Annotated in this window: 5 protein-coding genes and 1 pseudogene; 3 read left to right on the top strand and 3 right to left on the bottom strand. The window is 54.8% G+C overall.

The genetic code is table 11. From position 1 onward, the window contains the following. Positions 1-185 (top strand): annotated as a pseudogene (locus CDI09_RS17120) (integrase core domain-containing protein); the annotation flags it as partial. Between the two features lie 517 nt (positions 186-702). Here the strand turns inward: CDI09_RS17120 and CDI09_RS17115 are convergent. Beyond that, positions 703-1701, bottom strand: a complete 999-nt coding sequence (locus CDI09_RS17115; protein ID WP_236944501.1) for an AraC family transcriptional regulator — start codon at positions 1699-1701, stop codon at positions 703-705. Positions 1702-1819: 118 nt separating this feature from the next. Between CDI09_RS17115 and CDI09_RS17110 the strand changes: the two genes are divergently transcribed. Next, positions 1820-2734: an SDR family oxidoreductase gene (locus CDI09_RS17110; protein WP_078526896.1), complete on the top strand. Its 915-nt coding sequence runs from the start codon at positions 1820-1822 to the stop codon at positions 2732-2734. Positions 2735-3054: 320 nt separating this feature from the next. On the opposite strand, the gene CDI09_RS17105 is transcribed toward CDI09_RS17110, so the two are convergent. Continuing rightward, positions 3055-3826 (bottom strand): IS5 family transposase gene (locus CDI09_RS17105; RefSeq protein WP_236944500.1). Its coding sequence is split into 2 segments (ribosomal slippage): positions 3055-3747 and positions 3749-3826, totalling 771 coding nucleotides; the frame shifts between segments, so codons are not numbered across the junction. Positions 3827-3929: 103 nt separating this feature from the next. On the opposite strand from CDI09_RS17105, the gene CDI09_RS18375 reads away from it, so the two are divergent. After that, positions 3930-4076, top strand: coding sequence for a hypothetical protein (locus CDI09_RS18375; protein ID WP_167370224.1), 147 nt, complete (start codon positions 3930-3932; stop codon positions 4074-4076). A 212-nt stretch (positions 4077-4288) separates the two neighbouring features. Here the strand turns inward: CDI09_RS18375 and CDI09_RS17095 are convergent, their stop codons facing one another. Next, positions 4289-4522 (bottom strand): PD-(D/E)XK nuclease family protein, encoded by a 234-nt coding sequence (locus CDI09_RS17095; RefSeq protein WP_110571456.1) that lies wholly within the window; start codon positions 4520-4522, stop codon positions 4289-4291. Between the last annotated feature and the right edge of the window lie 88 nt (positions 4523-4610).

Raw genomic sequence — 4610 nt, 5'->3', positions numbered from 1 at the left:
CCGGGAAACCGCAACAGAACGGCTTTGTCGAAAGTTTCAACGGCCGGTTGAGGGATGAATGCCTCAACGAGACGCTGTTCACGTCTCTCAGCCATGCCCGACAGGTTCTGGCTGACTGGCGGGAAGACTACAATACGGAGCGCCCCCATTCCCAGCTGGGTGGCAGGACACCGGATCAGCTCGCCAGACAAGTGTCTCGGGGCATGCCCCCGAGACACTTGTCATCCCATCAAACCAAAGCCATAAAAAACGAGAACTCTCCTTTTGAGTGGATACAAAAAAGGGGGCACGTCATGCGGAGTAGAGCGTTCCTGATCAGTTCCGGCCCCTCCTCGTCTGTCGCCACGAAAAACTTGGGAAAATGGTGTTTAAACTTCGTTGAAACGAAAAGATTATCCTACTCGTAGCGGGGTAACATCTTCCTTATCTCCCGCACCTTTTTTGGGAAAAGGCGTATGATAATCGATGGCCTTTTGCCGAGGATCGCATAAGAAGGCTGCGTCCGAAAATCATGCTCGCCACGGTGACGAATGTCCTGCAGATCGGCCAATCATCACAGCATGGTGGATATCTAGAGCAGATCCGGTTTGAATGGACACATTCTAACGGGTGAATATTCTCAATAAACAATGAGTTAAGGCGGCTGGTGCCTGTCTGCTAAATTTATCCGATGGACAGAGCCCCACACACGGTCCTGCATGATCAGATGATAAAGGAGCGAAGTTCCATCACGTCGCGTTTGGGTGCTGTCCCGAACCTGCGGACATAGTCCCGACTGAACTGCGACGGGCTTTCGTAACCAACTTCAAACGCCGCGTGCGAGACGTTGACGTCCTCTGATACCATCAGGCGGCGCGCCTCAAGCAGACGCAACTGTTTTTGATACTGGAGCGGTGTCATAGACGTCAGTGTCTTGAAATGCTGATGGAAAGACGAGAGACTCATGCCCGCCGCGGCGGCAAGATGCTCAATCCTTACCGGCTTCGTAAAGTTGGCGCGCAGCAGATGAATGGCCTCTGCAACCCGTTGCATGTGACTGTCGGGCAGGACGAGTTTACAGACCTCGCCCGCATGAGGCCCTGTTAACAGCCAAAAACAGATTTCCCGCATGATCGCAGGCCAGAGGATCGGGAGTGCCGCAGGGTTATCGAGCAGGCGTATAAGTCGTCTGATGCAATCCGCCAGATCTTCAGACAGGTCGGCGACGAAGACCCCGATACCCTGATCATTCGAGGGAACGGGCGGCTGAGCGAGTTCCGACATGACCTCACGCAGGATCCCTGCGTCCAGATCTAGGGTGATGCCGATATAGGGACATTCAGGGCTTGCTTCCGTCACGCGGCCAAGAGCGGGTATTTCGATGCTGACCAGCAGGAACGCCATCGCCCCATACTCGAAAATGGCATCGCCAAACTCCACCGCCTTCGCGCCCTGAAGGGTGATGCAGAGCGACGGTTTGTAGACCATGCCACTCGGCGGCGTCTTTTCACTCAGTCTGATGATATTCAGACCGTCGAACGACGTCGTGCAAAGCCCATTCGCGCCACAACCCTGCGCGTCCAGATAGCAGGTTACAGCTCTGGCGAGAGATGATGACATGCCTTGCTCCGGCCCAAATTCCAACGGCTCCAATCTACACCCTGCGCGTGGCCTGAGCCAGACCATTGCAGGATCGGGCAAGAAATTTGGCAGTTCGGGCATTCGTCCTCCCGACAGACACAGCTAAATATCAAGCATATGCCGAGATCAATGGCGAGCGTCATCGGACTATCGACCATCACTTCCCAAAGAGAATTTGTTGCTTTTACAGGAACCGAATATGAGAAAATGGACGACATCAGACATTCCAGACATACGTAGCCGTTCATTCGTCGTGACCGGGACTGGCGGCCTCGGGTTTGAGGATGCGCTGGCGCTCGCACATGCTGGCACAACGGTCATTCTCGCCGGACGAAACCCGGGCAAAGGAGCGGAAGCCGTTGCCCGGATCAAAAAGGAAGCCCCCAAGGCAACCATCAGCTTTGAGGCTCTTGATCTGGCTGATCTTGCGTCAATTGCCGCGTTTGGCGAACGTCTGCGTAGCCAACACGACCATCTCGACGTGCTTATCAACAATGCTGGCGTGATGATGCCACCCACACGCAAAGTGACCTCAGATGGTTTCGAACTTCAGTTCGGAACCAATTATCTTGGACATTTCGCCCTCACCGCGCATCTGCTGCCCCTGCTTCGCAAGGGGGACCATCCGCGCGTTGTAACACTCTCCAGCATTGCAGCGCGTGACGGTCGGATCACGTTTGATGATCTTCAGGCAACACATAGTTATAAGCCCATGCCGGTCTACAGCCAGTCCAAGCTGGCTTGCCTGATGTTTGCGTTGGAACTTCAGCGTCGCAGCGAAGCAGGAAACTGGGGGATCACCAGCATCGCAGCCCATCCCGGCATTTCGCGTACGGATCTGCTTCCGAATGGGGCTGGGGCTTCGAGCATATTGGGCCTTGCGCGGCGGATATTGTGGTTTCTCTTCCAGCCGGCCGCCCAGGGCGCACTCCCGACACTTTTCGCCGCGACGTCATCGGAGGCAAAAGGCGGCTGCTATTATGGCCCCGACAGGTTGGGCGAGACGCGGGGATATCCCACCGTTGCCAAAATACCTCCCGTCGCACTCGACCGGCAGGCTGACGCCCGCCTGTGGGATATCTCCGAACAGCTTACCAACGTGCAATTCAGGTAAGCTGCATGCACGAGACTTTGCTACTTATGCGCTCGGGCAAATCATTTTTGGCTTGACTGGCGTGTGGTTGACATGGCGCGCGCCAGAACTTCCTGGTGAATGGTCGGCCATTATCCTTAGTTTGGCAGTCGCTGTCGGCTGGCTCGCAATCGGCTTCGTTTTTATGGAGTATTGGCAACCGAGGATAGCTGTCGCGGCATCTGGTATCCTGATCATTGCCGCCGCCATGACAGCCGGGTCCAGTCCGTGACACAGGAGAAAGGGGTGATACAGGATACCAGCTAAGAACCCGTATGTTAAGAGCCTGATTCGAAAGTTTTTCAGCACTGACAATGCCTTGCGGTTCTGCGGGTCAGCATGCGGATTGAGGCGATCAAAGTCCACGCTGTTGAGGAGGCTATGGACTTTTCCCAGTCTTTGGCGAGCCGCCTGCAGCGACCGAGCCAGGCGAATGTTCGTTCGACCACCCAGCGGCGAGGCAGGATTTCAAAGCTCTTGGCTGTGTCTGATCGCCTGATGATTTCGACCGTCCATTTTCCCATGTTGGCGAGCGCGGATCGCAGTTTATTACCGGCATAGCCGCCATCGGCGAAGATGTGGCGAAGCCATGGAAAGTGTTTGCGTATTGCCGCCAGGACATCGACAGCCCCGTCACGATCCTGAATGTCAGCGGCATGAACAGGGAGGAAGATCAGGAAGCCGCAGGTATCCGTCAGAATATGGCGCTTGCGACCTTTGACCTTCTTTCCAGCGTCATAACCGGAAATTCCCCCACTTTCCGTGGTTTTCACCGACTGGCTATCAATCACGCCCGCGCTCGGGGAGGCCTCACGCCCTTCGATCTCCCGCAGGTTCATGACCAGTACCGTGTTCATCGCTTCGAACAGTCCGGCATCACGCCATGCGTAAAAGTAGCGCCTGACGGTCGAGACCGGTGGAAAGCATTTCGGCAGCAGACGCCACGCACACCCACCCGAGGCGATATGGAGTATCGCGTTTACAACCTCGCGCATAATCCGCCGTACAAGGCGGTCCGCCCCGTTTCGCCGGGGGCACGAACGGCATAATCAAAGCCCACCCGGCATCCGTCATATCCGATGGATATCACAATCCCTCCCGGCTATGTTCGTGTCGGGCAATACCAGTCCATGCCACCATTCACTCCATCTCTTCGCAAAGACGGATGAATCACAACATGCTGGTATTGTTCAAAACTTTCGGATCAGGCTCTGAAGCAGAGCCATTGCTCGATGAAGTCGATCCCGAAACCTTCATCGCCGACAAGGCTTATGACGCCGATCCATTTATGGAAAACTCGAAGACCGTGAGATCACATAAATAAAAACCGTATCTGTCCATGAAAAACCGTTTTTCAATTTATAAAAAACGAAACATCATTGAACGGTTTTTTGCCAGGCTGCAGCAGTTCAGAAACATCGTAACACGCGACAACAGGCTGGCGTCAGCTTTCCCTGCGGTCATTCACGCCTGCGGCAATTCCCAGGCCTGACTGTCGTCACGTCCTTATTGGTGGCACACGTCATGGCTTTGTCCTCATACTGTATCGAGACTGATGACGGTGCCGGATGTCGCCATGACGATCAGCCCCAGTCGCGCTCCCGTCATGTCCATGTAGGCACGCACCTGCGCCTGATAATGGGCAAGCGTCGTGGTCGATGGATTGACATCGCTTTTCCAATCAATGATGACCTCTGGCCTGCCATCTTCTGCCGGTACGACAGCATCGGCAATTCCGGTAATGACATCCGTGCCATTCATACCAACCATTGTTTGGCCTGACTCACGGGGTACCCATCGGTTTAAAAATGTGATTCATAGGATGCAGACCATTCTCTGAAGGAGGCATTCTGGATGG

The organism is Komagataeibacter nataicola, from assembly GCF_003207795.1.
Lineage (GTDB): Bacteria > Pseudomonadota > Alphaproteobacteria > Acetobacterales > Acetobacteraceae > Komagataeibacter > Komagataeibacter nataicola.
The sequence above is the reverse complement of the archived record's forward strand: the minus strand, read 5'-3'. Positions and strand labels throughout refer to the sequence as shown.

What these genes read in the sequence shown, in the direction of transcription:
- CDI09_RS18375 (WP_167370224.1), top strand. Translation starts at nt 3,930, where the DNA reads ATGCTGGTATTGTTCAAAACTTTCGGATCAGGCTCTGAAGCAGAGCCA.
- CDI09_RS17115 (WP_236944501.1), bottom strand. Translation starts at nt 1,701, where the DNA reads ATGCCCGAACTGCCAAATTTCTTGCCCGATCCTGCAATGGTCTGGCTC.
- CDI09_RS17110 (WP_078526896.1), top strand. Translation starts at nt 1,820, where the DNA reads ATGAGAAAATGGACGACATCAGACATTCCAGACATACGTAGCCGTTCA.
- CDI09_RS17095 (WP_110571456.1), bottom strand. Translation starts at nt 4,522, where the DNA reads ATGGTTGGTATGAATGGCACGGATGTCATTACCGGAATTGCCGATGCT.